The 25,365-nt window shown below is 61.9% G+C and carries 24 protein-coding genes and 4 pseudogenes; 20 read left to right on the top strand and 8 right to left on the bottom strand.

The genetic code is table 11. The annotated features are described in order from the left end of the window. Positions 1 to 73: 73 nt before the first annotated feature. The 4 genes from VSR68_RS07895 (at position 74) to VSR68_RS07910 (ending at position 2,160) form a co-directional block, all read left to right on the top strand. Positions 74 to 601, top strand: a complete 528-nt coding sequence (locus VSR68_RS07895; protein WP_342939284.1) for a DUF4142 domain-containing protein — start codon at positions 74 to 76, stop codon at positions 599 to 601. Then, the gene (locus tag VSR68_RS07900) at positions 598 to 930 is read left to right on the top strand and encodes a cupredoxin family copper-binding protein (protein ID WP_342939285.1); all 333 of its coding nucleotides are present in this window, start codon (positions 598 to 600) and stop codon (positions 928 to 930) included. The genes VSR68_RS07895 and VSR68_RS07900 overlap by 4 nt, the downstream gene beginning before the upstream one ends. Next, on the top strand, positions 927 to 1,688 hold the full coding sequence (locus VSR68_RS07905) for an RNA polymerase sigma factor (RefSeq protein ID WP_342939286.1): 762 nt from the start codon (positions 927 to 929) through the stop codon (positions 1,686 to 1,688). Before VSR68_RS07900 ends, VSR68_RS07905 begins: the two co-directional genes overlap by 4 nt. 115 nt (positions 1,689 to 1,803) lie before the next feature. Beyond that, entirely contained in the window at positions 1,804 to 2,160 is a 357-nt protein-coding gene (locus VSR68_RS07910) for a hypothetical protein (RefSeq protein ID WP_342939287.1), read from the top strand. Between the two features lie 16 nt (positions 2,161 to 2,176). On the opposite strand, the gene VSR68_RS07915 is transcribed toward VSR68_RS07910, so the two are convergent. After that, complete coding sequence (locus VSR68_RS07915; RefSeq protein WP_342939288.1) at positions 2,177 to 4,225, bottom strand: pyridoxamine 5'-phosphate oxidase family protein; 2,049 nt, start codon at positions 4,223 to 4,225, stop codon at positions 2,177 to 2,179. Between the two features lie 69 nt (positions 4,226 to 4,294). After that, positions 4,295 to 4,936 (bottom strand): glutathione S-transferase, encoded by a 642-nt coding sequence (locus tag VSR68_RS07920; protein ID WP_342939289.1) that lies wholly within the window; start codon positions 4,934 to 4,936, stop codon positions 4,295 to 4,297. Between the two features lie 133 nt (positions 4,937 to 5,069). Here VSR68_RS07920 and VSR68_RS07925 point away from each other — a divergent pair, with 133 nt between their 5' ends. After that, positions 5,070 to 5,978, top strand: a complete 909-nt coding sequence (locus VSR68_RS07925; RefSeq protein ID WP_342939290.1) for a LysR family transcriptional regulator — start codon at positions 5,070 to 5,072, stop codon at positions 5,976 to 5,978. A gap of 51 nt (positions 5,979 to 6,029) precedes the next feature. On the opposite strand, the gene VSR68_RS07930 is transcribed toward VSR68_RS07925, so the two are convergent. Next, on the bottom strand, positions 6,030 to 7,070 hold the full coding sequence (locus VSR68_RS07930) for a GNAT family N-acetyltransferase (RefSeq protein WP_342939291.1): 1,041 nt from the start codon (positions 7,068 to 7,070) through the stop codon (positions 6,030 to 6,032). A gap of 992 nt (positions 7,071 to 8,062) precedes the next feature. On the opposite strand from VSR68_RS07930, the pseudogene VSR68_RS07935 reads away from it, so the two are divergent. The 3 genes and pseudogenes from VSR68_RS07935 to VSR68_RS07945 form a co-directional block, all read left to right on the top strand. Next, positions 8,063 to 8,258 (top strand): annotated as a pseudogene (locus tag VSR68_RS07935) (transposase domain-containing protein); the annotation flags it as partial. 101 nt (positions 8,259 to 8,359) lie between these two features. Continuing rightward, on the top strand, positions 8,360 to 8,566 hold the full coding sequence (locus tag VSR68_RS07940) for a type II toxin-antitoxin system VapB family antitoxin (RefSeq protein WP_342939292.1): 207 nt from the start codon (positions 8,360 to 8,362) through the stop codon (positions 8,564 to 8,566). Beyond that, on the top strand, positions 8,563 to 8,943 hold the full coding sequence (locus VSR68_RS07945; RefSeq protein WP_342939293.1) for a type II toxin-antitoxin system VapC family toxin: 381 nt from the start codon (positions 8,563 to 8,565) through the stop codon (positions 8,941 to 8,943). The genes VSR68_RS07940 and VSR68_RS07945 overlap by 4 nt, the downstream gene beginning before the upstream one ends. A gap of 137 nt (positions 8,944 to 9,080) precedes the next feature. Here the strand turns inward: VSR68_RS07945 and VSR68_RS07950 are convergent. Further along, positions 9,081 to 9,220 (bottom strand): annotated as a pseudogene (locus VSR68_RS07950) (cold-shock protein). A 213-nt stretch (positions 9,221 to 9,433) separates the two neighbouring features. Here VSR68_RS07950 and VSR68_RS07955 point away from each other — a divergent pair. Then, complete coding sequence (locus VSR68_RS07955; protein WP_342939294.1) at positions 9,434 to 9,736, top strand: hypothetical protein; 303 nt, start codon at positions 9,434 to 9,436, stop codon at positions 9,734 to 9,736. Between the two features lie 415 nt (positions 9,737 to 10,151). Next, the gene (locus tag VSR68_RS07960; protein ID WP_342939295.1) at positions 10,152 to 10,514 is read left to right on the top strand and encodes a hypothetical protein; all 363 of its coding nucleotides are present in this window, start codon (positions 10,152 to 10,154) and stop codon (positions 10,512 to 10,514) included. Positions 10,515 to 11,286: 772 nt separating this feature from the next. Here VSR68_RS07960 and VSR68_RS07965 read toward each other — a convergent pair. Further along, complete coding sequence (locus tag VSR68_RS07965) at positions 11,287 to 11,466, bottom strand: hypothetical protein (protein ID WP_342939296.1); 180 nt, start codon at positions 11,464 to 11,466, stop codon at positions 11,287 to 11,289. Positions 11,467 to 11,632: 166 nt separating this feature from the next. Between VSR68_RS07965 and VSR68_RS07970 the strand changes: the two genes are divergently transcribed. Next, a complete protein-coding gene (locus VSR68_RS07970; RefSeq protein WP_342939297.1) occupies positions 11,633 to 13,144 on the top strand; it encodes an AAA family ATPase in 1,512 nt (503 codons plus the stop codon). A gap of 263 nt (positions 13,145 to 13,407) precedes the next feature. Here VSR68_RS07970 and VSR68_RS07975 read toward each other — a convergent pair whose 3' ends face one another. Next, the gene (locus tag VSR68_RS07975) at positions 13,408 to 14,250 is read right to left on the bottom strand and encodes a phage integrase N-terminal domain-containing protein (protein ID WP_342939298.1); all 843 of its coding nucleotides are present in this window, start codon (positions 14,248 to 14,250) and stop codon (positions 13,408 to 13,410) included. Between the two features lie 1,340 nt (positions 14,251 to 15,590). Between VSR68_RS07975 and VSR68_RS07980 the strand changes: the two genes are divergently transcribed. Genes VSR68_RS07980 through VSR68_RS07990 form a run of 3 tightly spaced genes read left to right on the top strand, consistent with a single transcriptional unit; the run spans position 15,591 to position 17,855 of the window. Further along, entirely contained in the window at positions 15,591 to 16,328 is a 738-nt protein-coding gene (locus VSR68_RS07980) for a hypothetical protein (protein WP_342939299.1), read from the top strand. A gap of 38 nt (positions 16,329 to 16,366) precedes the next feature. Next, positions 16,367 to 17,227 carry a hypothetical protein gene (locus tag VSR68_RS07985; RefSeq protein WP_342939300.1) on the top strand — a complete coding sequence of 287 codons (861 nt, stop codon included), beginning with the start codon at positions 16,367 to 16,369 and terminating at the stop codon, positions 17,225 to 17,227. Position 17,228: 1 nt separating this feature from the next. Then, positions 17,229 to 17,855: a hypothetical protein gene (locus VSR68_RS07990; RefSeq protein ID WP_342939301.1), complete on the top strand. Its 627-nt coding sequence runs from the start codon at positions 17,229 to 17,231 to the stop codon at positions 17,853 to 17,855. A 359-nt stretch (positions 17,856 to 18,214) separates the two neighbouring features. Here VSR68_RS07990 and VSR68_RS07995 read toward each other — a convergent pair. Continuing rightward, positions 18,215 to 18,563 (bottom strand): annotated as a pseudogene (locus tag VSR68_RS07995) (IS66 family transposase); the annotation flags it as partial. A gap of 155 nt (positions 18,564 to 18,718) precedes the next feature. On the opposite strand from VSR68_RS07995, the pseudogene VSR68_RS08000 reads away from it, so the two are divergent. From VSR68_RS08000 to VSR68_RS08020, 5 genes and pseudogenes are all read left to right on the top strand, one after another. Beyond that, positions 18,719 to 18,940 (top strand): annotated as a pseudogene (locus VSR68_RS08000) (helix-turn-helix domain-containing protein); the annotation flags it as partial. A gap of 111 nt (positions 18,941 to 19,051) precedes the next feature. Beyond that, complete coding sequence (locus tag VSR68_RS08005) at positions 19,052 to 19,666, top strand: LysE family translocator (RefSeq protein WP_342939302.1); 615 nt, start codon at positions 19,052 to 19,054, stop codon at positions 19,664 to 19,666. Positions 19,667 to 20,018: 352 nt separating this feature from the next. Next, positions 20,019 to 20,732: a hypothetical protein gene (locus VSR68_RS08010; protein ID WP_342939303.1), complete on the top strand. Its 714-nt coding sequence runs from the start codon at positions 20,019 to 20,021 to the stop codon at positions 20,730 to 20,732. 9 nt (positions 20,733 to 20,741) lie between these two features. Continuing rightward, on the top strand, positions 20,742 to 21,845 hold the full coding sequence (locus VSR68_RS08015; protein ID WP_342939304.1) for a diguanylate cyclase domain-containing protein: 1,104 nt from the start codon (positions 20,742 to 20,744) through the stop codon (positions 21,843 to 21,845). Between the two features lie 273 nt (positions 21,846 to 22,118). Further along, complete coding sequence (locus VSR68_RS08020) at positions 22,119 to 22,310, top strand: hypothetical protein (RefSeq protein WP_152758257.1); 192 nt, start codon at positions 22,119 to 22,121, stop codon at positions 22,308 to 22,310. Positions 22,311 to 22,360: 50 nt separating this feature from the next. Here VSR68_RS08020 and VSR68_RS08025 read toward each other — a convergent pair whose 3' ends face one another. After that, the gene (locus VSR68_RS08025; RefSeq protein WP_342939436.1) at positions 22,361 to 23,779 is read right to left on the bottom strand and encodes a PLP-dependent aminotransferase family protein; all 1,419 of its coding nucleotides are present in this window, start codon (positions 23,777 to 23,779) and stop codon (positions 22,361 to 22,363) included. Positions 23,780 to 23,942: 163 nt separating this feature from the next. Here VSR68_RS08025 and VSR68_RS08030 point away from each other — a divergent pair, with 163 nt between their 5' ends. Beyond that, positions 23,943 to 25,271: an aspartate aminotransferase family protein gene (locus VSR68_RS08030; RefSeq protein ID WP_342939305.1), complete on the top strand. Its 1,329-nt coding sequence runs from the start codon at positions 23,943 to 23,945 to the stop codon at positions 25,269 to 25,271. Positions 25,272 to 25,365 lie beyond the last annotated feature (94 nt).

Raw genomic sequence — 25,365 nt, forward strand, 5'->3', positions numbered from 1 at the left:
TCCTCGAATCGCATTCAAACGCCTGCCCTTCGTCACGATCGGCAGGCGACTCACCTTATCGAGGAGGCCTCAGATGAAATCCACACGCTGGTTACTCTCCGCGCTTGCGCTGACAAGCGCGTGTGCCTGGGCTCAGGGCTCGGGTCCGACCGATCCGCAGATCGCCGCGATCGTCGTCGCCGCGAATCAGGCCGATATCGACGCGGGCAAGCTCGCGGAATCGAAGACGCATTCGAAAGACGTCAAGGCATTTGCCGAGCAGATGGTCAAGGACCATACGGGCGTCAACAAGGCGGCCGTCGATCTCGTGCAGAAGCTCGGCGTCAAGCCCGAAGCGAATCCCACCAGCGACAGCCTCAAACAGGGAGGCGAAACGAACATCGCGAACCTGAAGCCGCTGCAAGGCGCGAAGTTCGACCGCGCTTATATCGATCACGAAGTGACGTATCACCAGAACGTGATCGACGCGCTCGACAAGACGCTGATTCCGAGCGCGCAAAACGCCGAACTGAAAGCGCTGCTGGTGAAGGTCAGGCCCGCGTTCGTCGCGCATCTGGAGCACGCGAAGATGGTGCAGTCGTCGCTGCCGCAGGCGCAATGAGCCGCTTGCGCAATGCCGTGCGCTGCGCGTGCGCGCTGATGTTGGTCGCCGCCGCAACGCCGGCGATGGCACGCACCTATGTCGTGATGATCGAGCAGATGCGCTTCAATCCGCCGATACTGACCGTGCATCGCGGCGACGAGGTCGTGTGGGTCAACAAGGATCTCGTCGCGCACACGGCGAGCACCGACGCGAAAGGCTTCGATTCGCAGAGCATTGCGCCCGACGCGTCATGGCGCTACAAGGTAGGAAAGCCCGGCCGCTATGCGTACCGCTGCATCTTTCATCCGACGATGCACGGCACGCTGATCGTCGAGCCGGCGCCATGACGGCATGTGAATATTCGAGGAACGACACGATGGACGGCACGATCGCCGATAACCGGACGAAACCGCAGACGAAACCACAAACCAACCCGCTATCCGATGACGATGCGGACATCGTGCGCCGCATCGTAGCGGGCGAGCGCACCGCGTTCGAGCTGCTGATGCGCCGCTACAACCGGCGGCTGTATCGGCTCGCGCGCGCGACGCTGCGCAACGATGCCGAAGCGGAAGACGCATTGCAGGACGCATACTTGAACGCGTATCGCGCGATCGCGCAGTTTCGCGGCGATGCGCAACTCTTCACGTGGCTGTCGCGTCTCGTACTGAACGAATGCTTCGCGAGGATGCGCCGCGATGCGCGCCGCCAGAACCTGCTTCCGATGCTGCACGATTGTCCCGACGACGAGCAGATGTCCACCGACATGCACACAATGAACGCCCATCACGAAAGCGCTCCCGATCATGCGGCCGCCCGCGCTGAAATGCGCGCGCTGCTGGAACGCAAACTCGATGCGTTGCCTGCGAGTTTTCGCACCGTGTTCATGCTGAGATCGGTCGAAGAGATGAGCGTCGAAGAAACGGCGCAGTGCCTCGACATTCCCGAAGCCACTGTGCGAAGCCGTCATTTCAGGGCTAAAGTGTTATTGCGTGAATCGCTCGCCGAGGAGGTCGAGAAGATTGGTCCGGAGATCTTCGAATTCGGCGGAGCGCATTGCGATCGTATCGTTGCAACGGTGCTGGAGCGGTTGCGGGATTTGTAGCAAACGGTCTGCGTTGGGCCAGAGTTGGCGCTAGAGCGCAGAACGCTGGTCGACTGCTCTGCTTGGGACCCGAGTAAGCGCTAAAGCGCTAACTCGGGTCGACAGGAGAAAGATCATGGCGCGAGGAAGTGGTTTGTTCATGTGCGTCGTCATCGCGAGCGCGCTCGCCAGCATGAGCGTGCAAGCGCAGCAACAGATACGCATCCAATCGGGCACCTACGGCGCGAATTGCGGCGCGACGCCCGGCAACGTCACGCGTGACCTCGCGAGCCGCTGCAATTCACATGCGACGTGCCGCTATATCGTGAACGCGAAGCTCGATCTCAAGCCGCATCCGTCATGCGCCGCTGACTTCGTCGCCGAATGGTCGTGCGACCATCGCGAGTTTCATCGCGCGATGCTGAGCGCCGGAGCAGGCAACGGCAGCTCGTTGATGATCACGTGCGTGCCATCGACAGGCGCGGGCAAATAGCACTCGAACGAACAATTCAAAGATCGAGCGTCAGGCTCGCGCGCTCTCCATCGACGACGGGATGCGCCATGCAGATCAGCGCGCAGCCGTTCTCGACTTCGGCTTCCACCGCGCCGTCATAAGCGAACTCACCTGACAACACCTTCGTCGAGCACGTGCCGCACATGCCCGAGCGGCAGTTCGACTGCGCTTCGATGCCGTTCTTTTCCGCGAATTCGAGCAGGCTGCCGTGCTTCGGCAGCCATTGGATCGTCCGTTGCGAACGCGCGAACGTCACCTGCGCGCCACCCTTTTCTTCTTCCGTTGCAACATGCTCCGCCGTTTGAGCGGCAGCAGGCGCGTGCTTCACGCTCGCGGGTCCGAACGCTTCGAAGCGAATGCGTTCGTCAGCGACATTCAATGCGCGCAGCCCTTCGTACAGGTCGCGCATGAACTGCTCGGGGCCGCAAAGATAGAAGTCGTAGTCATCGAAAGGCAGCGCGCGCTTCAGTTCGGCGATGCTCACGCGGCCTCGCGTCACGCCATCAGCGGGCGCGCGCGCAGCGCTGTCGAACAGATGCATCGACACGGACGGATTGCGCGCCGCGATCTCCTTCAGATGCGCGCTGAACGGACGCTCGCGATCGCTGCGCGCGCCGTGAAACAAGAACACGGGCTTCGCGTGCGCTGCATCGCTGGCGCGCGCTTGCAGGTCGTGATGCAGCATCGCGATCATCGGCGTGATGCCGATGCCGGCGGAAATGAACACGGCCGGGCGCGGGCTGGCCGCGTCGTAGACGAACACGCCGCGCGGCGTCATCGCTTCGATTTCCATGCCCGCCGCGAGATGATCGTGCAACCAGTTCGACGCCACGCCCTCGCGCTTCACGCTGATCCGGTAACGGCGCGGATCGTGCGCATCGGAGAGCGTGTAGGTGCGCGTCAACGGCGCGTCGTGAGCATCGGCGGGGATGCGGATCGGCAAGTACTGTCCTGGCTGATACGCAGCCAACGGCGCACCGTCCGTCGATTCGAAATAGAACGAGCGAATCGACGGCGTTTCTTCGACGACAGCCGCAACCTTCAGCTTGTGCCACGGCGATGCCGCCTGCTTGCGAACAACGTCTGCGAATTGCGGCGCGTATTCGACGTCGGACCAGCGAAACGGCAACACGCCCTTGCTGCGCCGCACCTCTTGCACATGAAATCGCACGAGCCGCTCCGCGCCGTCGAACGCGGTCAGCTCGGGCCCTTGCCAGACGATTTCGGCGAGCACGGCAAGATACAGCAGATCGCCCGTCGCGAAGTCGATGAAGAGCAGCCCCGCGCGCGGATCGTGCAGCAGATTGCCGATCGTGTTGAAGAACTTGTTGCCGCTGAAATCAGGCGTAGTCAGCGTAGACGCATCGTCGATGCGCACGAAGCCCGGCGCGCCGCCGCGATGCGAGACGTCGACGCCGCGCGCGAAACCCGCATCGTCGGCTGTGTTTGCGCTCGCGATATAGAACGTGTCGGCGCGCGACAGCAACGCGCGGTCCGCGTCGTTCAGTTGCGTCGCGATCTCTTGCGGCGCGTGTGCCGCATTCGCAGCGCGTTCGATGAACGTCGGCTTGCGCCCCTGGATGTATTTCGCGCAATTGCCGAAGCTCTGGCTCACTTCGAGCGTGACAGTGCCGCCATCGACAGCCGTCACCACGCCGTTGATCCGGTTGCGCCGCCGCGTATGCGGCTGAATGCCGAGCCCGCCGATCAGCGCGCCCGTCTGCCAGCGTCCGCCGAGCGGATCGCCAGGCAATGCGCCGCCGTCGATGCGCAGCGTGCGCGCATCCGGCGACGACGCGAAGCCCGGCTCGCCGACGCGCACGGTTGCCCACGGCTGCCCGCTCGCATCGACGCCGCCGAAGATCATGAACGGCTGCTGCGCGTAAAACTCGCGATGCTGATCCGGCATGTAGCGGCGAATGCCGCGACGTCCCGAGGAGTCCGCCTGGCTGTCCACGCCTGCGAGCCGCTGCGCGGCCAGTTCGTTGGCATGAAACGGCGAGGCTTCGATGCCCCAGCCGTTCAGAGGAATGAAATCGGACATGATGCGGCTCCCGAGATGCAGTACGTAAAGTCCGTAACCGCGACGCGAATCAGACGGGCCGCGGAAACATCACGCGGCAAGCAACCCCGCCTTCGTAACCGGCATCGCGACGAAACGCGGCAGCGCCTCGACGCGGCGCAGCCACGCACGGATGTGCGGATACGGATCGAGCGACACGCCGCCTTCCGGCGCATGCGCGATGTACGTGTGCGCGGCGATATCGGCAATCGTCACGTGCTCGCCCGCGGCGAACGGCTTCGTCGCCAGTTCGCGGCCGATCACGTCGAACAGCCTCGCCGCAATGCCCTTCGCCGTTTCGTGATCGAGCGGCGCGCCGAACACCGTGACGAGACGCGCCGCGCACGGACCATACGCGATCTGTCCCGCCGTCAGCGACAGCCAGCGCTGCACGGCAGCCGCTCGGCGCGGATCGTCGGGCAGCCACGATGCGTCGCCATAGCGCTTCGCCAGATACACGAGGATCGCGTTCGAATCGAACAGCGTCACGTCGCCGTCCTGAATCGTCGGCACCTGACCGAACGGGTTGAGCGCCAGATACTCGGGCTTGCGGTTGTCGCCCGCGCGCATGTCGAGTTCGATCACTTCGAACGGCAGGTCGAGCAGAGTCAGGAACAGCTTCACACGATGCCCGTGACCCGACAGCAGGGTCGTGTAGAGGCGGATCGGCTGGGCGGGCTTGGCAGCGGGCATCGAAGGCTCCGGGTTCGGTCGCGATGGACAGTGGATAGAGAGTGAAACGACAGCATCAGGTTAGCGCGCGCCTGCCACGCGCAAAAGACTGATAACCTTGAAAACATAATCCTTCGAAAGTGGACAATCGATCATGGCCGACGTGCGCGACGTCAACCTGAACCGGCTGGCCGTCTTCGTCGCCGTCGTCGAGGCGGGCTCGCTGACGGCGGCCGCCGCGCGCCTCGGGCTCGCAAAGACGATGGTCAGCACGCACATGCAGCGGCTGGAAGCGGAAGTCGGCGCGAGCCTGCTTGCGCGCACGACGCGGCGGCTCGGCGTCACCGAGGCGGGGCGCGCGTTCTACGACGCGAGTGTGAAGATCCTGCGCACCGCCGAAGATGCGCTCGCCGAAATCGGCGGCGAAGAAGCGCCCGTGCGCGGCACACTGCGCGTCAGCTCGCCGATCGACTACGGCACGCTCGCCGTCGCGCCCGTGCTGGTCGAGCTGCGCCGCGCGCATCCGCAACTCGATATCGAACTGCTGTGCAGCGATCATTTCGTCGATCTGATCGCGGATGGCATCGACGTCGCGATTCGTCTCGGACGGCTCGCCGACTCCAACTATCGCGCAGTGAAGCTGGGCACTTTCGAGAAGTGGGTCGTGGCGAGCCCGCAGTTCATCGAAGCATGGGGCGAGCCGCGCACGCCCGACGAACTGCCCGCGTTGCCGTTTGTCGCGCTCACCGTGTTGCCGCGTCCGCAGACGCTCGATTTGCGCCATACGGATGGGAGTGCTCAAAGCGTGCGCTGCGAGAACGCGTTTCTCGTCAATACGGCCGAAGCCGCGCGCGCCGCGACGCTCGCGGGCGGCGGCATCGGCCTGCTGACGGATTTTTCGATTGCTGCAGATGTCGCCGCAGGACGGCTCGTGCGTCTGTTGCCGGATTGGTCGACGGAGCCCGCCGGCATTCAGGCCGTCTTTCCGCCGACGCAGCACACGCCGCCGAAAGTGCGCGCGCTGATCGACACGTTCAGGACGCATCTCGCGCGCAACGGATAACGACTGCTTGTCAGCGGCCTGGTGAGCGGCGACGGCCGCCGCGCGATGCGGTCAGCGCATCGGGTTGTCTGTCCGCGCGTACTGGCTGAGCGTCGCGAGACGGGAAGCCGGGGCATCGTCGACGCGCGGCGGCTCGGGATTGCGGCGCGCGAGCGCGCGGACAGTCGCGAGGAACGCGCGCGGAATGCGGCGGACGTCGAGCGCCACGCGTCCCCGCCATGAATTGACGCTCTGCACCGTCCAGCAATACGACCGGTTGCCGCGCGACCAGAATGCCTTGAAGTGCTCGGAGCCCGTGCCGAAGTCGAAATCCAGTTGGCGCTCGAATGCCCACCTGGCGACATGCTCAAGCCCGATAAGCCCCGGCGACCACTTCGCGCAGTCGGGATCGAAGCCGGAGATGATGCCCGACACGCCGCGCGTATCCGTGCAGAAGATGTTGACGGCGACGGGTCGGCCGTCGAGCGTAACGACGAGGAGTCGCGCGGGCGTTGATGCTGGGGTTGCCCTCGGCGTTGCCGTTGTCGTTGTCGTTGTCGTTGCGTCCGAGGTCAGCCAGGCGACCAGAAAATTGCGGTAATGCGCCGAGTCGAGCCAATGGCCGCGCTTGTTCACGCGCGAGCCCCAGCTACGCTTCCAGTCGAGCATCGCATCGACGGACTCGGCGATTCGCTCTGTATCGAACGAATCGACGAGCAGCACATCGACTTTGCCCGCCTTCGACATGCGCTGCGCCGCCTTGCCCGGCTTCTTCTTGTGCAGCGTGCCGAGCGAATCGCAAAAGCCTTGCCAGTCGTAGCGGCGGCTTTCCGTGCCGAGCCGCGCGATGTACGCCTCGACGCGCTCGCGTATCACGGGACGATGCGCGTTCGCGATAAGCCCGCCGAGCGCCGTCTCTTCGGGAACATAGGGCATGTGGATGAAATCGGCGCCGCAGCGCGTGCGCGCGACACGCCACGCGCCTTCGACCCGCGCCGCCGTGTGTGCGCCGTCTTCGACGAGCACGCGCGAGTAGCCCGCCGATTCGGGGCTGAGCGGAATCAGATAGGTCCACAAGAGCCAGCGGCGATACGTAACGAGAGGCCACACCATCACGAGCCTGCCGGCGTCGCGGCGAACGATGCAGCGCAACGACCTGCCGTTGGGCTTCGCGATCTGCTCCCATGCGATCCGTGTGCTTCATCGATGCCTCGCGAACAACAGCGGCACACGAAGCGGCGCCGGGTGTTGGCAAGCATGCGCGTTTGCATCGACAGGGTGTGTGCGTGTGCGCACGGTTGCAGGCGTTTGGAAAGGGGCGCGGCTGGAGCGTCTTCTCTCAAGCCGACAGGATAACTGAGATTACAAACGCGATTTTGCTTACTCCAGATCGGCTCGACGCCAACTCAAATGAGACTGGACGACACGCCAAACGGGATTTTCCGCCTTCTACGCCAAACCTACTGAGATTTTGGAAATGACGGTGATTTCTCGAGCGCCTAAATTCAATAAAAATGTTAATCAACATTTGGATTTTCATAACTTGGCCCCGTCGCAACGCTCCGCTGCAAATACAAAGATCGCCTGTAGTGCCCGGGGCCGGGTCACTGATCCGCACCTTAGCCAAGGCCGCAGAGTCCGTTGCGGGCTTTCGTTACTGCTGTTGCAATGCAGCAAGGCGGCGCCCATCAATCGACCGTTTATCTTCAGTGAGAGGGCGGCGGCCGTATTGCTCTCAATGTTCATCTGAACCTGAACCTGCGTCGACTGTCAGACATAAATTATTGCTTTGCGCTGGAGCAGAGGCGCTGGCAGGCGGTCAGCGTTCGTCATCGTCAGACTCCTTGCCGATGGCGACGCCTGCGGTCTGGAGCAGCAGCTTCGCAAGTGTGTGATTGGCCATGCGCGCTGTGCCCGCTCATTCCCTGAAGCTCGCGGTGTCGAACCGGAGACTCATCCCTCACTACGCCGGTGCTGACCTCGACGTGCACCACGCGACCGCCGTTTCGCTCTTCGACGTCTCGTACCTTGACTCGACGCCCATACAAGGGATGCCAACGGTAATGGACTCGAACTTCTTGCCCGAGCGAACTTGCTGTCGGGCGAAAAACCGGCTCTTCGACGACACAGTCGCCGGCGCGAATGCGCCAGCCAACCTGTATTCACTGATCGAAACCGCAAGGCAACAGCGTCGAACCGTATGGCTATCTCGTCGCGCTGTTCAAGGCACTCCCGCTCGCAGACAGCGCCGACGATTACGAAGCGCTGCTGCCTTGGGACCTCGCTACTTCCACCGACTGACGCACAGCCAGTCGCAGGAGCGCATTTCATCAACGATACGTAGGTGTGGAATCATTTTTGATGCTAAAATTGATGCAACTCGACATCAAAACGGAGTCGAAATGCGAACCACTGTAACGATCGACGATACCCTCTACGAGCGCGCGCTGGAACTTGCCGACCCCGACATGGATAAATCTGACCTGTTCAGGGTGGCGATGCTGACCTTTGTTCGCGTCCAGGCTGGCAAGCGCCTGGCTGCCTTGGGTGGCACCGAGCCCGGTATGCCAGACACCCCGCGACGCCGATCGGAGCCTGCCGCTCAATGAGCGTGCTCATCGATACGTCTGTTTGGGTTGACCATTTCCGTCGCACCAATTCGAGGCTTGTTCAGCTGATCACCAGCGATCGGGCGCTCACGCATCCAGTCGTGCTTGTTGAACTCGCCTGCGGCACTCCGCCCGCACCTCGTGCACGGACACTTCACGACATCGGCCTGCTGCAACATGCGACGCATCCGACATGGGCCGAGGTGATGGAGTTGATCGAAGCAAGGCGATTGTACGGTCGGGGTTGCGGCAGCAGCGACCTTACTTTGCTCGCCTCAACCCTGATGACGCCCGGTGCGTCTCTCTGGACCCTGGACAAACGTCTCGCGCAGCTCGCCTGTGAACTTGACATTGCGTATGGGCACGACGTCCACTAGGCGCGCCCCCGCCTGCTGTCCCGACCATCTTTGCAACTGCCCCCTCCGCAACGAACGCGCAAGCAGCCGGTGCCTGGGTGTGCTCGAAAAACAAATGGCCGCCAGGCCATTTGTTTAGCCGTCACCGCGTGCAGCGCTTATTGCGGCTGGATACTCGCAGCCTGCTTGCCCTTCGGGCCCTGCTTGACTGAGGACGACACCTTCTGGTTTTCCCGGAGCGACGTGAAGCCACGTGGATTTCGGAGAAGGGTGCGAACAGGTCTTCGTCGCCCCGTATCGAACTCGATTCCCGAAACGACCGTTTTCACAAATTGTGTCTTCGCGAACACATCAATACGAACCAGGTCCGTCACAACGTGACTGTCAGGTCGACAAGGTCGCTCATTTCGATAACAGGCAATTGCCCGTAGCCGGAATGGCCGACGTTGAGTTCGCCAAAACCAGGCGGAGCTGATTTCCGCCTCACTGATGCTGGCGAAGAAGCATCAGCGTGGCCGCCATCTCCCTTTTGAAACGTGATGCAGGTTGTGACGATCAGGAACTTGCATCTGCTAGATCTCATGCGATCCTGAGCTGTCTCTGCGCCGAAACGCATATAGAGAGCCAGTCACCTCTTCTGCGCGTCGTTGGCAAGCGGACATCCACAACCTACATCACCGACAATTTCATGATCCATCAAGACAACAGAAACCTGTGGCGCGTGTTCGTCAACGAATGCAGGGAACTCCTCCTTGAGTACTTCATGCCGGTCATCGGCTTTGCAAAGTGGGTAATGCGCTCCTGGCGTAAGTGAACCGCAGAAAAATTCACGGAGTCTGAAATGAAATCCAGTTGCTTTACGCTAGAAAATGGCCGGGAGGTCATCAAGCTCGTCACCGATTCTGGCATTACCGGCTATGTCGATACATGTATTCCGCCCGAAGTGATGGAGGCATGGCATCGGCGGCTTTCCGCGAGCCTGCGACGCTCGATCTACCGGTCCCGCTGCGCCCCCCGACAAGAGCGTCGACGCCGGCGAATCACTGTGCGCCGACGCATTCGCCGTCCACGTCGGTGCCCGCGGTTGAGACTGTGCGCGAGCCGATTTCCGCTCGTCCCGCGACGATAGAGGAGCAGCGTTTGCGCCGCAAGCACGTGATTCTATGTCTGTTCCGGCGCCGCAGCCGCCGGGAGGCGTTTCCTCTTCTACTGCCCCAACGGAGTACCCAATGCACAACGATCAGCATTCCAGATCACTGTTCGTCTTCGTCCACCCAGACCATGCATGGCTTCCTCGCTCCGTCAGACGGTTCTGGAATGGCGTCGGCCTCCTCCTATTCTTCGCGCCACCATTCATGGCTTGCACGTCTGGCCTGGGGGTGGTCCTGGGACTATCGAGACTTGAGGAAATCTGTCCAGCGTTGGCACAGGGCATGGCCCTCGGCGTAATTGCACTCGTCAAGGTGTGCGCCATTGCGTTCGCCAGTCTCTTTGTTACTGCGGATATCTACGGGCGTCATGAGCTTGCCCACCTTATCCGCGAGGACATTTACGAGATGATAGAAGAACACATCGTGCCCTTGTTCCGCTAGCCGACTACGACGTTGCCACGACCAGTTCCGTCCATGGTCTTTTCATAAGTTTTCGCGCGAAGTCGCGTGTGGTGACGCATGCTGCATCCATCACCTTATTGATGCTTTCCACATCGACCAATGCCGACATCTGGCTCACAGCCCGTTCCGCACTTCTGTCTGGCTGCTGAGCCTACATGTCGGCGTTGGCAGGCGCCGCGTCGCAATCCGCGAACTGAAATGCAGTCGGCGGCGCCCCTCCTCCGCACAGGCGCAGCCAGCCTGACCTGCCCTCCTTGCGGGGACAACGATCTCTCGACCGTGCGTAATCCGTCAGCTTTAGCCTCAACGCCATGTACGGCGTTGTTGAAGTGAAGGCATGGCTGACCGGCATAGCCCCCGACATTCTCAATTCTCAGGGGCCACACTTGTCCGGCGACGGGAAAAGGTGCCGAAACGTCGTACGACCTTCGGTCAGGACAGGATCAGATGGGCACCGTGGCTGCCTGCCTTCGTGGAGCGCAGCGGGCAGTCACCCCATACATAACCGCTGTTCCCAAACAGCCAACGCTGCGTCGAATCCGAAGCCGACTTGTGTTCTGCGAAACGCGTGAGAGCATGGTTTTGAGCCTGCGAACGAACCACTGAGGTCGCGTAGATCGCAGCCTGAAATAAAAAAAGTCCCGAGGTGCGCAATGCGCGAAATTTTCCGCTATTTCTTCGATGTCTTCTTCTGGGTTCCGGCGGTTCTGCTCGCTGTGACGCTGGCTCATTCGTTCGACGTGAACGGCTATCACATGAGCACGCAGACGAGCCAGTCACTGCTGGCGATCACGCTGGTTGCGGCGTGGGCGATCTGGGCGCGCCGGCGCGATAGCTGGATCTGGACGCAGGTTGCATTCGGTGTGCTCAGCCTCGGCTTGCTGCGCCTGATGTTCGCGTTCAACCAGTACAGCATGTACGGCACGATCATCTGCGGCCTCGCGTTTCTTGGCATGGTCTACCAGCACCGGAAGATGCAGCGGGTCGGCACAGGTTACCCGACGTCGCCGCAGGTTGCGACCGCTACGGCGACCGCGCAAGGCCAGGCTCCGCGTCAGGAACAGCCGAAGGCACCGGCATACGACTACGATCACAAGGTGCAGGCCGCGCGCTTTACGTTCAACCACATTGTCGGCATGGCGGATACCAAACGTCGCCTGCTTGGCGCGGCGCAGGAGATCATTGGCGGCGTGGCGTCGGAGCGCAATGGCGTAATCCTCTTTGGGGAACCCGGCAACGGCAAGACGCTGTTTTCGGAGGCGCTTGCTGGCGAGTTGGGCATTCCGTTCTTTTCGATCGCGTACGGCGATGTTGCGTCGCCATGGATCAACGAGACGCCGATGAAGGTCAAGGCTGCGTTTGACCGGGCCCGGCGTGCTGGTGTGTGTGTATTCTTCATCGACGAGTTCGACTCGTTCGTGAAGTCGCGTGACAGCCGATCGGCTCACTCGATGGACCAGGACCTGACGAACGTGATCCTGACCGAAGTGGTGTCGCTGCGTGGTTCGCGTGTGGTGCTGGTTGCGGCCACTAATTATCTCGAGAAGCTTGACGCCGCGAGCCTTCGTGAAGGTCGCTTCGACTACAAGATTGAAGTGCCCTCACCGGACCTCGAAGCGCGTGAGGCGATTCTGCGTAAGTCGATCGGTGATGCAATGGGTTTCGCAGCGGTGGACGGCAACGTGGTCGCAAGCCTTGCCGATCGTTGGGAAGGTTTCAGCGCGAGCCGGCTGGCGAAGGTTGGTGCAGAGCTCAAGACCATGCGGCGCGACGGTCAGATCGGCCAGGGCAAGGTGTCGTTCGACGACGGCATGCTCGCGATGCGCCAGATGGTTGGTCGCAAGGGCAAGCTGCCGGAAAAGGTGCTGGCGATCGACGACATCATCATGCCGTTGCAGTCGCGTGACGCCCTGAAAGATCTGGCGTTCAAGATGAAGAACATCGCGAGCCTCGAAAAGATCGGTGGCCGGGTTCCGGCAGGCCTGGTGTTCATGGGCCCGCCGGGCACCGGCAAGACGGCTGCGGCAATGGCACTGGCCAAGGCGAGCGAGTGTGCGTTCCTCAAGACAACGGGGGCCGAGATCCTGTCGGACCCGGCCTCGTGGGACAAGCTGGTTCGAGAAGCAAAGGACATTCGTCCGGTCGTGGTGTTTCTGGATGAAGCTGACGATATCCTCTGCGATCGTCGCGTCTCCGCCCACGGCACGATCACGAACAAGCTGCTCACGACGCTCGACGGTGGCGGCGGCCGCGTGCGCGATATCATCTACGTGGCCGCGACGAACCACTTTGACCGGATCGATCCGGCGGCGGTACGCGGTGGTCGTTTCGAGGAAAAGATTGTCTTCGACGTGCCATCGTCGGCGGACATGCAACGGTACGCGACGAAGAAGCTGACCGCGCTGGCTGGCAACAACTTCCGGGTCCTGCCGGCGACGCTGGACACGCTCGCGATGGCTCTGTCGGGTCGGGCAATCGCTGACGCAGACGCTGTCGTGCAAAAGTCGCTCGATTCGGCCGCTGTGCGCGCGCTGCGCGAGCAGATCGCGGAAATCCGCCCGGACGACGTCGAAGCAGCGGCACGCACGCTGTTCCCCGTTGGGCCCTGACAGAGGTTGCAAACACGCCCGAAGCAAGTCCTTGCCTTTCCTTGATGCCTACGGCCTATCGAGTTCAGAGGCAGACAAGATCGTCGCGCCGGCGGTGCAAGAACCTCATGGGTAGTCAACGCAGGCTCATCGACCAGAAACGAGCGGCCCTTTCGAGTCGGCAGAGGCGCGGGCAGTAAATCGTCGCTCGCGCGTCTCCCCTGGCATCTGCACTTCTGCGAGGTCTTCCGGTGCATCCCGCATCTTGAACCGACTCTCATACGTTATGCTAAATTAGTATATGTATTAGGAAATTCTAACGAGAAACGAACCTTGCTAGACTCCGGCTGGCCTGTTTGCAGGGGGCAGGTCAGCCATCCGAGCGTCGCCCGCTTAGCCGTGCGGGCTTTCGCGTAATCGAGGATCCACACCTGAAAGGCGAACTGGAGCTTGATGTGCCGCTTTCGGCCACCCTTCGTGCCGTCACGCTCGTGCATGAAGAAGGAGTTCTCCCCGATCTCCCGGAGATCATTCACCCAGGGGCGAATGCAGATTGTCTCCTTACGCCGAAAGCCGAACGCCAGCTGCATCGCAACGATGATGCCGAAACGCTCGTCGATGGCGAACGCTTCCTGGAGCTTCTGCTCGACGTCAATGCCGCTCGCACTCCACGACTTCGACTTATTCCCTCTCTTTTTCAGGTTGCGGATCTTGATGCGCTCCGCTGGTGCATCAGGCAAATATTCTTCAAGCGGACGCACAACGCCCTTCTTCCCCATCCACCCAAAGAATTTCCGGAGCACGGAAAGGTCGTTACGCATCGTGGACGCCGCTTTGCCCTCCTCGTACCAATACTGAACGAGCACCTGAATATGCCGGTCGGTGAGGTTTTGCGGGACTTTCACCTTGTGGTTGAGCTTGCTGTGCCACGTCTCGAACGCACACTTGATGACATTGCGGTTGTGCTCTCTCGTGCGGAGCGAAGCTACCTGACCATTGACGCGCTTATTGATGTTTGCGTCGACAATCGCCCTAACCCGGCTACGCCAGCTTTCCGCATCCTCATCCGGTGTGCTCGCTACTGCAACCGTTGCACGTTTACCTTGCCGCAGCTTATATCGTCCCAATACTCATCTCCCACCACAACGTGAAAAACCGCCCTGTGCTTCGTTCGAAGTCAGAGTGCCGGTTTCGCAGCTGTGCGCGCCGCGAATCTATGCGTCGAAGCTCGTTCCTCTTACCCGGTCTCGCAATCGGTCAGAGTTCGGCGCGCCGCGTCTGCGCGTCTGGAAGGAAGCCACTTCCCATATCGCTTGTGACAAGGTCGCATGGTCGTAAAAATGTGCATTCCGGCGGTAGCCTGACCTCTCAAAACTCCGCTCAAGCCTCGCCCTTACGGTCACGAGGTTACCTGGCGTAATAGCCAGGCGCCGGCCCTTTGAAGGGGAGCCACGCCTGTGTGCTTCCGTTCCTCGCGATGAGGACGGTTTATGCGATAACACACGTACCGCCAAGAGTTGATGTTCCCTGCCATGACCGGCGGGCAAGGCGACCCCACTCACCCCGACGCTTGCGCGACCAGTGAATAGTTCGTCCGCAATAGGACGATTACGCCTACGATTTGCCGCGAATCCGCCGTGTTTTCCCCAGCGCGTATGTCAGTCAACGGTGGAGTAAAACATCCCTCTCGGCCGCGCTCGTCAAGGATTTGCGCCCTGACTCTGTGTGGAACTGCTGGGGATTCGCTGTTGGGTAAAAAAAGACGCCTCTAGGGCGTCGTGCTACAAGTTTGCGCGGATGGTTCCGCGTGGGATATGTACGGCGGGCGCCTAGTGCGAGTACGAGGCTTTGCTACTGCCGCATCGGCGGCCGGATGAATCTGATGGACAGCAGTAAATCACATGTCCACGACGCTTGCAAGCGGAGACTTCTTCGCCCTCGAAAATCTAGAGCTTTGCAACTTTAAGGCGCTGTATTTGCCGAGCCCTGAGTCGATGGTGATATCTGTGCTGCTTACCTAGGTTCCTGTTGCGGCAATTAGGTTCCAGCCTGCGGCTAATAAGATTTTAGCAACGGGCCAATATAGTTCCACCTCGGGGCCATCAAGGTTCCAGCTATGGGCCACTATGGTTCCAGCGACGGTCCGTTAAGGTACCAATTTGGGGCCGACAAGATTCCAACTGCTTCCGGTTTTGGGCCTACGTTCCTTTTGGACCAGTTACGTCCCCGTCGCGAACCATATACGTTCCCGCCGTGGGCCCACTCCGTTCCTGTTGTCGGGCGTGTAGTCCCTTTTGAGGCGTATATGAATACCGGATGTACCTTGCCGGGGAAAGATTTACGTCGCTATGCCGAATGTAGCGCTAAATGACGGTTTTTTCATCGTGGGATGCCCCTGGAGATAAGGCAAACTTCTGCCTGCGTTCCTAAAACCGCGGTACAGACAGTCAAGACAGAAGACCACCAAATGAATGTTGACGAATTCCTACGGTCCGCCCATCGTCCTCGACGTACGAAAATCAACGCCTTCGATGCTGAGATCCGTCAGTTGCGGGCACAAGGCGTGAGCTATCAAGGAATCGCGGATTTCCTGCGACTCAACAACGTTGAAACTTCTGGACGAGCCGTCAACAAATATTTCGAGCGGCACCCCAATCAATACCGCGCCTCCAAACCGTCAACTGCACGCAAGGGACGGCGGGATGATCCGCGCGCAGACGAGCGCTCTCAATCCATCGCCACAGATGTGAGCCCGCGCCGCCACGTTGTCACTGCAGAGGACAGCACCCTTGACGATGCCGATCGAGCGACAGCGCCGACAGAGCGAACGGATGGCAGGACTTCCCCAAGCGCAACACACGCAACTTCGGATCACGACGCCGTTGTTGGCGGAGCCTCGCGCAAAGCGAGCAGTGACAGGACATCAATGAACGACACACCAAACGGCAAGGTGCACGCTGGGCCCACCGACTCCGCGACGCCATCGAACTCGAGAAACGACGCTGCACGCCATGCTTTCCCGCAAAAAACAGCTACCGACGCACCATATCATTCGACAGAAATCTCCCAAGCACCTTCGGTCGCGACAACAATGCCGGAGCGGCCTGACGTAGGGGCCAACCCATTCAATGACCTGTTCAGGTCCGTCGACTTCAACACTCCCGACTTCCTCGCAGCGCGAAAGAATGTGCGCAACGGGCAGTAGAGCTGGACTTTTTTCTTATTCCTTTCAGAGGGCAGAACATGGCAAATCTTTTGGTCGTTTCCAAGGCGGGTACCGTTGGCAAGAGCACGATCGCGTCTATTCTGATCGCACCGCGGTTTGGGTGCGACGAGGTAATCACGATTGAAACAGAAAACGCAGCAGGCGCGCGTTACGCCCAAAAGGTAAACCGCTTTACGGCAGAGCGGTACCTTCCCTATATGGAATACGTGATCCACGCCTCCGACGAGGGCAAGAACACCGTTACTGACCTCGGCGCATCGAACTACGTCAACTTTCTCAGGAATCTGGCGCTCGCTAACGGCATCGCGTTTTTCGACTACGTCGTCGTGGTAACCGATACCCAGGAGCGCTCTCAACAGGACGCGATCGATACGATCAAACAGTTCTTCAAGCTCGGCATGGACCCCGAAAGGCTTCGCATCGTGCTGAATAAATCGGCACCTGCCATGCCAGAGCTGACCATCGAACAACAATACGAGACCGTGTTTGCGGCGGCTCGACTCGACCCGCGCATCAAAGTCAACCCCGAGTGCAACATGCCCGCCCTGCCGATTTTTGATCAGATGGCTTTCAACAGCATCAGTTGGGCTGAATTGCTCGAAGACACCACGGATTACACGGCGCGCCTGAAAGCGACGGTAAGTGAGGGCCAGACGATGGCTCGTGCAAAAACCGCCGCCTACCGCATGGCTCAGGCATCTTTGAAGCCGACCATCATGTTTTCGGATCTGCTTTTCAAGGCATTGAATATCGGCCCCGTGGTTCCAGCGCCCGCTTTCTCCACTATTAAGCAGGGCGGGGCAGCCGCGACAGAAGAGTCCAAGAATGACGCCAGCAAGCACTCCTCCGCTAACAAACCTTCGACAGTAAAGGCGTAAGATGGTCAAGAGTTCCTTCGACTACCTCGCGATTTTCGATGGATTTCACACGACGCGAGATGAGTTGCTGCACATCCAGACCTCGATTGCCGATAGGGCGAAAAGTATCGAGCAATCGGCGGACGATATTGCAGGGGTTGTCAGATTGTGGCGTGCCGACATCAAAGAACTCGGCGCGACTATCGGGCGCGATGTACATATAAACGGGTACGTCGCGCTTGAGAAGTACGTGAATGATCTTCATGAGAGATCGCTCACAGAACTGCGAGAGATCGCGACCTCCGCGGTGAACGAGATGCGGCAGATCGCATCGTCAGCAACGACCGAATGGCGCGCGCTCTCCACCAATCAGCAGGAAACATTGCACCGCCAGCTGAAAGATATAGCGGCGGCTGTAAATGGGCTCCCCCCTCTCCCACCGCGCCCGATCGCAGCATCACCTTTCAGTAACTGCGCGTATTTTGCGAAGCTGACGTTCGTTCGCGCACGCCGATTCAGCATCGAAGCAGAGTCTTTTGCCACACTCGTCTTGGCGGTCGCCTCTGCGATTTCGGCCGTTGCACTCGTTTTCATCGCTGTGCATCTCGCGCAGGGCCCGATTTCCTTGTCATCCTTCCTCTTCCGTTGACGCACTGACGGTCAGTCCATTGACCGTCGTCATCTCCACGTCTCAGGTTCAGCGCGCCGACGCCAGGCTGAACCACCGAGCGCCTCCGCCACGATGCGCTCTGCGGAACGCGTCGTCTCACGCTGAGACGAAATCGGCGCGGAAAACCTTTGATTTAAAAAGAAAACATAGGATTGGATTCGCTTAATCTGGCAGTTTTTACGTCGATTCCTATCGGATTTTCATTGGCCTGCATTGCGCAGAGTGAATCTTCGAGAAATTTCAGCCCCGCCGGAATTGGTAGCTGCATGCGCCCGCGCGCCCCACCCGCCTGCCGCGCGAAACGTAACCTCCCTGTTTGTTGTTTTTTATGAAGATCGGGTATACATCCGTCATCAGCAGGCCTTGATAGCCCGCGAGGAACGCCTGCGGATATTCCTGCCCGCGCCCCGGCTGGTAGTCGAACAGCACGACTGGCCGCGCGCAGTCTTCGGCGCTTCGATAAACCCACATATGCGATGTGCTTTGCGCGACACGGCCACGCTCCTTGAGTACCTGCACCGTTGTTTCGTCACCGTGAATCAACGACTGCGACAACAACGCCTTGCGTAAGGCCCCACAGAGCCGGTGATAGTCCAGTTCGGCGTGCCGGATGATCCAGTTCGCCAGCGTGCCGCGTCCGACCTCGATGTCGGCGCGCCCCAATGCGTTGGCCATCCCGTATAGCGGTGTCAGCGTCGGATAGATACTCCCCCTTTGGTCGAAGTAATTTTCCCCAGTTTTCTGTCTGGCGGCGCCGCGTAAGCGGCGCTGCCCCCTCGATCAACGACCATATCCCGCTTCGGATCCGTCGTGGGGTATCGGTGGTCGAGCTGGGAGAGGTTATGACGATTCTGGAATTGCACCGGCAACGGCTGAGTATTTCTGCCATCGCCGCTCGACTGGGTATGGACCACAAGACCGTTCGTAAATACATCAAGGGTGAGGTGCAGGCGCCACGTTACGGTCCGCGCGCGCCACGACCTTGCGTGGTCGACCCCTTCGTTCACTACGTGAGTGAGCGTGTGGGTGAGTACCCGGACCTGAGCATTGAGCGACTGCTGCGGAGATTCGGCCCACGCTTTTCCGTACCGGAAATCATCCACTGATCTGTACAGGTACTGTACCGGCCTCTGTCGCTACACTGTCGCAAACCGAAACTCTCGCGGAGCGGTCCGATGTCCTTCGAAACCTTGAGCGCCCTGCCCGCCGGCATCCTGTTCGCGCTCGTCACGACCATCACGCCCGGACCGAACAACACGATGCTTCTCGCGTCGGGCGTCAACTTCGGTTTCCGCCGCACGCTGCCGCATATTCTCGGCATCAGCGCGGGTGTCGCGCTGCTGATGCTGTCGGTCGGCTTCGGTCTCGGCGAGGCATTCCGACGCTTCGAGGTGCTGTACACGGTGCTCGAAGCGCTGAGCGTCGCGTATCTGCTGTATCTCGCGTGGAAGATCGCCACCTCCGGCGAGATGCAGGTGAAGAAAGGCGAGCGCCGGCCGATGCGCTTTCACGAAGCAATCGCGTTCCAGTGGGTCAATCCCAAAGCGTGGATGATGGTGCTGACGGCCGCGACCACGATCCATCTGAGCGCCGACTTCGGCACGAACGCACTGCTGATGGCCGTGCTGTTCTACGTGATCGGCTTGCCGTGCATCTCGCTATGGGCCGCGTTCGGCACGACCATGCGACGCGCGCTGTCGAAGCCCGCTTATCTGCGCACGTTCAACGTCGTCATGGCGCTGGCGCTGGTGGCCTCGCTGTATCCAATCGTGCTGCGCTTTTTCGCGTAACGCGCCGCACTCCGCGGCGTTCGCCGGTGTTCGCCGCGCGCGGACACCGTGCAATTTCTTCCAGCTTTGTGTCGTTATTTGCCTGACTGTCGCGTGCCTCACACGTCCCCGTTTCGCGACTGTCATCTTCGCGATTTGACAGTAGAATAGCCACGGCATAACCCCTGCCGTCATGAGCGCGAGCCGCGCCATCCGAACCGATCCATTCAATGCGCATCGGCGTTCATCGGGCTCGCAAATTGCTCCGGGACGCAGGTTATCCGCAAGGCAAATTTCCCGGCGCTCGTGCGCGGCACGCAGCGCCGGATTCGCCATTGACGAACGCAGACCGCAAAGGTCGGAGGCGTTGCACATGGACCCAAATGATTCGCCGGACCGCGAGAGCGGCCCTCGGCAACCGCACGACACAAGCTTTTTTCCGTATGATAGCGAAGACCCGCAAGCGCCGCATTACAACTGGGTGCAGATCTGCCTGATTTCGGCGATGGGCCTTGCCGTCGGCGTGATGGGCACGGCCGCTTATGTGATCTGGTTCAGCCGCGATCAGCAGACTTACAGCGACGCCGTGCAGGCGGCGAAACGCCCGCCGCCGTCGGCGGCTGTCGCCGTCATACCCGACGCCGAATCGGCTGTCCCCGCGCGCGCCGCGCTGCCGACCAGCGCCGTGACGGGCCGCGTGATTCCCGCAACGCCGACATCGCAGCCGCGCTACGCCGAGGCCAACCAGGCCAATGAGACGAATCAGGCCGGTGAAGCCAATCGCGCGCTCGCTTTGGCGCAAGCTTCTGACGATGCAATCGATCCCACCGACACTGCCGACGCCACTGACCCCACCGATGCCGGCGACGATTCGCAGCAAGCCGCGCGTCCCGCGCAAGCCGCGCTCGCCGGGTCCGCTGCACGCGCCGACCGTGGCAAGCAGGCGGCCGTCGCGAGCCGCCACGCGCCGCAACGCGCGAAGCCCAAGCAAACATTTGTCTCCCGGCTGACGGCGATGTTCCGCAAGGTCGCCTACCATCGGGGCCACCAGCGGAACGACAACCTCGATCCGTATTCCCATCCCTGACCGGGCGGCGTGGAGGAGACCATCACGCCGTATCAGCCTCCTCGCCCGCGCTGGCGTCCGCAGCCCATCGCGGTCGGCATGGCCGCGCTGGTGTGTCTCGTGATCGGGCTCGTCTATATCGCGATTCAGGTCAAGGCGCTCTACGCCGATCACTTTCAGCAGCAATACGCCGCGCTCGTGCTCGAAGCCGTCGAACGCACGGAGAACGCGCGCAACGCCGCGAGCCTGCTGAAACGGATCGCGCCCGCCAATGCACCGCCCTTCGCGAATCAAGCCGACTATCCGCAGGCGTTGAACGAACTGCACGCGCGCGTCGGCGCGCTCGACGCGCTGATCGCCTCCAGTCCGATTCCCGCGCCCAGCCTGCGGCAACAGTTGTCCGAAAAGGCGAGCAACATCGACGACATGAAGCGCACGCTCGCCGCCACCGAGGACTATTGGCGCGCCCGCCGCGACGGCATCAGCGCCGACGTCCGCGCGCGCACGCTGCGCGTCGCCAGCGTGCTCGCCGTGCTCATGGTCGTGGTGGCGGGCGCGTTGCTCGCGGCGCTTGTCGTGTTCGCGCGGCGTCATCGGCGTCTCGCGGGGCTGACGCACCAGTTCCAGCACGCGGCGCAGCACGACGCGATGACGGGTCTGCCGAACCGCCAGCAATTGCTCGCGCGGCTCGAGCAGCTCGCGGCCGACCGCACGCCCGGAAAGTGCGCGGTGCTCTTCATCGACCTCGACGGCTTCAAGCACGTCAACGACACGCTGGGCCACGGCGTCGGCGACGCTTTTCTGATCGCCGTCGCTCAGCGCTTTCGCCAGTCGCTGCGGCCGGGCGATCTCGTCGCGCGAATTGGCGGCGACGAATTCGCGGCGCTCGTGTCGGGCTTCGGCAGCGACAGCGAACTTGCGGGCATCGCCACGCGTCTGATGAACTGCGTCGGCGACACCGATACGCAGATGGGCCTCGCCCTCGTGCGCGCGAGCGTCGGCATCGCGACGTTTCCGGATCGCGTCGCCGATCACCGTCTGCTCGTCGCGGCCGCCGACAGCGCGATGTACGAAGTCAAGCGCAGCGGCAAGAACGGCTACGCGTTCGCCGCCCGTTCGATTCCGGGCGCGTGATCCGCGCGCGTAGAGCCCGCCATGCAACGCCTGGCGCGGTACGCGCATGCGCGATCGTCAGAATTTGCAAATCCCGATCAACTTCCGCGCGGCGCTGCCGTTATACGGAATCAGCAGGGCGACGGGGTGCGCCGCGACTTTGCGAACGGATCGGCGGTGGCGGCGGCAAGACGCCAAGACGCTACACGCGCGCGTTCGTTCCGCTGAAGCACGAACGCACAATTTGGACGAAATCGGCTCAAGCTTTTCAGTTGGCTGTCGATAGCGCAGGGTATGGAAAAGAAACTCGCACAACGAATCGTCAGCTCCGCGCACCGCGCGGCTGAAGCGATTGCAAACGCCCGCATGGATCTTCCCGAAGTCCAGCAGGACCAGCTGTACAGCCGCGTGTTTATCGGGCTGCTGGAAGACAACGTTGGCGCGGAACACATCGTCGAGCTGATCGACGCGCTCGCGCGGCCCTGACGCCGCGTGCGCCCTTCATCGAAGCGCGACGCGAAACCTTCGCACGTTTCTCACGCCGCAGCGTCGCGGCCGATCCGTTCGATGAAGCGCCACAACGCGTCGTCGGTGGAATGCGGGACGTTGAAGCGGAACCACGCGCTCGGCGCGTCGTCGGGACGGAAATAGGAGCCGGGCGCGAGCCAGATTCCGTCCGATAGCGCCGCCGTCGCGATCTCGCCGGCGCGCTCGGGCTCGATCGGCAGGCGCGCAAACAAAAAGAGCCCCGCGCGCGGCCGGTGGAACACGTCGAGGCCCAACGCATCGAGCCGCTCCTCGACGCTCGCATGCGCGGCACGCAGCCTGTCGTTGACCAGCTCGACGTGGCGCGCGTAACGGCCTTCGTGCAGCACCTTGTCGACGATCCGCTCGATTGCCTCCGACGACGTCAGCCCCACCGCCATCTTCGTGCGCGCCAGTTCGCGCAGCACGTCACGCTCGGCGACGACATAGCCGCAGCGCAGCGCGGGCGTCACGGTCTTCGAAAAGCCGCTGATGTACAGCACCCGCCGCAAGCCTTCCATCGCCGCAAAAACGGGCGCGCCGGGCGCGCAAAGCTCGCGGCTCACGTCGTCCTCGATCACCCACATGTGGTTGCGCTCGGCGATCTGCAGCAGCCGGAACGCGGACGCCATCCCATACGTCGCGCCCGTCGGGTTCTGCAAGGTCGTGTTGACGAAGATCGCTTTCGGATGATGCTGTTCGACGATCTTTTCGAGCACGTCCGTATCGACGCCCGCCGGCGTGCGCGGCACGCCGATCACGGTGAGTCCCGCGAGCTTGAGGATCTGCAGCAGGTTGCAGTAGCCGGGATCTTCGACCACGACGGCGTCGCCCGCCCGCAGCAGCGTGCGCACGACCAGATCGAGCGCCTGCGTCGCGCCTTGGGCGAGCAGCACGTTCGACATGTCAACGGGCAGGCCGCGCCGGTCCATCTGCTCGGCGATCTTCGCGCGCAGCGGCGCGAAGCCATACGGATGCCCGTAGTCGCCGAGACGCGCGGCGGGCACGCGGCTCATCGCGCGAAACGCGTGCTGCATGCCCGTTTCGTTGATCCACTCGTTCGGCAGCCAGCCGCCGCCCGCCTTGATCGGCACGGAATGGTCGGCGAACACGTCGGACAGCAGCCACGTCGCGGTGAGGCTCGGCGGCTGCCAGTCGACGGTGTTCGCATGCGCTGTCCGCGAGTGCTGCGCGACGCGATAGCCGGAGCCGCGCCGCGCGATCACCAGACCCATCGATACGAGCCGGTTGTACGCCTCCGTCACCGTGAACGTGCTCAGTGAGTGCGACTGCGCAAGCTGCCGCACCGACGGCAATAGCGCGCCCGCGCGCAGCGCCTGCGTGTCGATCGCGCGCGCGAAGCCTTGCACGACCTGCTCGACGAGCGTCGGCGCGGAACGGCGGTCACGGTCCAGTTCGAGTTCGATCATCTTCGGGGTCAAGGCAGGACGGCGGCTCGCTGTCGCGTGCGGCCGATAACAGCACAGTCGATGCGATTCGGCCAGCACAGTTAGCAGCGCAGTGAGTCAACTGTTTATGTCCGCCATTTAACCTCGGACGCTACAGTTTCGCTACCCATTCGAGGAGAAACCCATGACTTCGCGCCCCGTCATCGACGACCTGTCGAGCTTCTGGATGCCGTTCACCGCCAACCGCCAGTTCAAGGCCGCGCCGCGCCTGCTGGAATCGGCGAAAGGGATGTACTACCGCTCGACCGACGGGCGCGACGTGCTCGACGCATGCGCGGGCCTGTGGTGCGTGAACGCGGGCCACAGCCGCGACGAGATCGTCGCCGCCGTGCAGAAGCAGGCCGCCACGCTCGATTTCGCGCCGACGTTCCAGATGGGGCATCCGCTCGCATTCGAAGCGGCGTCGAAAGTCGCGGAGCTGATGCCCGAAGGGCTCGACCGCGTCTTCTTCACGAACTCGGGCTCGGAGTCGGTGGATACCGCGCTGAAAATCGCGCTTGCCTACCACCGCGCGCGCGGCGAAGCGCAGCGCACGCGTCTGATCGGCCGCGAGCGCGGCTATCACGGCGTAGGCTTCGGCGGCATTTCCGTCGGCGGGATCGCGCCGAACCGCAAGACGTTCTCGGGCGCGCTGCTGCCGTCCGTCGATCATCTGCCGCACACGCACAACCTCGAACACAACGCGTTCTCGAAGGGCCAGCCCGCGTGGGGCGCGCATCTCGCCGATGAACTCGAGCGCATCGTCACGCTGCACGATCCGTCGACGATCGCAGCCGTCATCGTCGAACCCGTCGCGGGCTCGACGGGCGTGCTGATTCCACCGCAAGGCTATCTGCAGAAGCTGCGCGACATCTGCACGAAGCACGGCATCCTGCTGATCTTCGACGAGGTGATCACCGGCTTCGGCCGTCTGGGCGCGGCGACGGCGAGCGAATACTTCGGCGTGAAGCCCGACCTGCTGACGATGGCCAAGGCGATCAACAACGCGGCCGTGCCGATGGGCGCGGTCGCTGCGAGCCGCACGGTGCACGACACGATCGTCAACGCCGGCGCGCAAGGCGCGATCGAGCTGTTCCACGGCTACACGTATTCGGCGCACCCGCTCGCGGCCGCCGCGTGCGTCGCGACGCTGGATCTGTATCGCAAGGAAGGCCTGTTCGAGCGCGCGGCGTCGCTGGCGCCGAAGTTCGAAGCCGCCGCTCACGCGCTGCGCGACGCGAAGCACGTGAAGGACATCCGCAATCTCGGGATGGTCGCGGGCATCGAACTGGAGCCGCGCGACGGCGCGCCGGGCGCACGCGCGTACGAGGCGTTCGTCAAGTGCTTCGAGGCAGGCGTGCTGATCCGCTTCACGGGCGACATTCTGGCGTTCTCGCCGCCGCTGATCATCGACGAAGCGCAGATCGACCACGTCTTCCAGACGGTGCGCAACGCGCTGGCTTCGATTCAATAAGTCCGTTGCGCTGCGCCGCCGATTCGCCTGCTTGTTCCGCTTCGTCCGCTTCGTGACGAACGCGGTGGCGCTTCCGGCGGCGCTTCGATACACA

This window comes from Paraburkholderia phymatum (assembly GCF_038900715.1).
Lineage (GTDB): Bacteria > Pseudomonadota > Gammaproteobacteria > Burkholderiales > Burkholderiaceae > Paraburkholderia > Paraburkholderia phymatum_A.

Excerpts from the sequence above, each read along its gene's own strand:
- VSR68_RS08020 (WP_152758257.1), top strand. The coding sequence starts at position 22,119 with ATGGAAAAGAAACTCGCACAACGAATCGTCAGCTCCGCGCACCGCGCG.
- VSR68_RS07960 (WP_342939295.1), top strand. The coding sequence starts at position 10,152 with ATGCACAACGATCAGCATTCCAGATCACTGTTCGTCTTCGTCCACCCA.
- VSR68_RS07985 (WP_342939300.1), top strand. The coding sequence starts at position 16,367 with ATGGCAAATCTTTTGGTCGTTTCCAAGGCGGGTACCGTTGGCAAGAGC.
- VSR68_RS08005 (WP_342939302.1), top strand. The coding sequence starts at position 19,052 with ATGTCCTTCGAAACCTTGAGCGCCCTGCCCGCCGGCATCCTGTTCGCG.
- VSR68_RS07905 (WP_342939286.1), top strand. The coding sequence starts at position 927 with ATGACGGCATGTGAATATTCGAGGAACGACACGATGGACGGCACGATC.
- VSR68_RS07945 (WP_342939293.1), top strand. The coding sequence starts at position 8,563 with ATGAGCGTGCTCATCGATACGTCTGTTTGGGTTGACCATTTCCGTCGC.
- VSR68_RS08030 (WP_342939305.1), top strand. The coding sequence starts at position 23,943 with ATGACTTCGCGCCCCGTCATCGACGACCTGTCGAGCTTCTGGATGCCG.
- VSR68_RS07900 (WP_342939285.1), top strand. The coding sequence starts at position 598 with ATGAGCCGCTTGCGCAATGCCGTGCGCTGCGCGTGCGCGCTGATGTTG.
- VSR68_RS07910 (WP_342939287.1), top strand. The coding sequence starts at position 1,804 with ATGGCGCGAGGAAGTGGTTTGTTCATGTGCGTCGTCATCGCGAGCGCG.
- VSR68_RS07990 (WP_342939301.1), top strand. The coding sequence starts at position 17,229 with ATGGTCAAGAGTTCCTTCGACTACCTCGCGATTTTCGATGGATTTCAC.
- VSR68_RS07980 (WP_342939299.1), top strand. The coding sequence starts at position 15,591 with ATGAATGTTGACGAATTCCTACGGTCCGCCCATCGTCCTCGACGTACG.
- VSR68_RS07930 (WP_342939291.1), bottom strand. The coding sequence starts at position 7,070 with ATGGTGTGGCCTCTCGTTACGTATCGCCGCTGGCTCTTGTGGACCTAT.
- VSR68_RS08025 (WP_342939436.1), bottom strand. The coding sequence starts at position 23,779 with ATGATCGAACTCGAACTGGACCGTGACCGCCGTTCCGCGCCGACGCTC.
- VSR68_RS07965 (WP_342939296.1), bottom strand. The coding sequence starts at position 11,466 with ATGATCGTGCCGTACATGCTGTACTGGTTGAACGCGAACATCAGGCGC.
- VSR68_RS07915 (WP_342939288.1), bottom strand. The coding sequence starts at position 4,225 with ATGTCCGATTTCATTCCTCTGAACGGCTGGGGCATCGAAGCCTCGCCG.
- VSR68_RS07925 (WP_342939290.1), top strand. The coding sequence starts at position 5,070 with ATGGCCGACGTGCGCGACGTCAACCTGAACCGGCTGGCCGTCTTCGTC.
- VSR68_RS07940 (WP_342939292.1), top strand. The coding sequence starts at position 8,360 with ATGCGAACCACTGTAACGATCGACGATACCCTCTACGAGCGCGCGCTG.
- VSR68_RS07920 (WP_342939289.1), bottom strand. The coding sequence starts at position 4,936 with ATGCCCGCTGCCAAGCCCGCCCAGCCGATCCGCCTCTACACGACCCTG.
- VSR68_RS07895 (WP_342939284.1), top strand. The coding sequence starts at position 74 with ATGAAATCCACACGCTGGTTACTCTCCGCGCTTGCGCTGACAAGCGCG.
- VSR68_RS08010 (WP_342939303.1), top strand. The coding sequence starts at position 20,019 with ATGGACCCAAATGATTCGCCGGACCGCGAGAGCGGCCCTCGGCAACCG.